Annotated in this window: 1 protein-coding gene; it reads right to left on the reverse strand. The window is 60.8% G+C overall.

Annotation, left to right across the window (positions count from 1 at the left end; genetic code table 11):
• Positions 1-283, reverse strand: a 283-nt coding sequence (locus ACLEJR_RS27095; protein WP_440817780.1) for an immunoglobulin-like domain-containing protein, incomplete at both ends; no start/stop codon positions are given.

Consider the following 283-nt stretch of genomic DNA (forward strand, 5'->3'; position numbering starts at 1 on the left):
GTCGTTCGGCGTGACGAAGTTGACCGAGCCGCTGCTTGCGCCGACCGGGATGGTGATGGTCTGACCGTTCGACAGGGTCACAACCAGAGGGGCGCCGGTGACCGGTGCGTTGACCGAAGCGGTATAGACGACGGTGCCGCCCTCGGCAACAGTCGAGGTCGCGGTAAGCGAAACGGTGCTGGTGTCGATGGTATCGGTGACGTCAGTAACCGCAGGCGTGGTGCTTGGAACCAAGTTCTCGAAGTTACCGCCTGTGGCTTTATCGATGCTGACTTCCACTTTG

The sequence above is a fragment of the Pseudomonas sp. SMN5 genome, from assembly GCF_052041925.1.
Lineage (GTDB): Bacteria > Pseudomonadota > Gammaproteobacteria > Pseudomonadales > Pseudomonadaceae > Aquipseudomonas.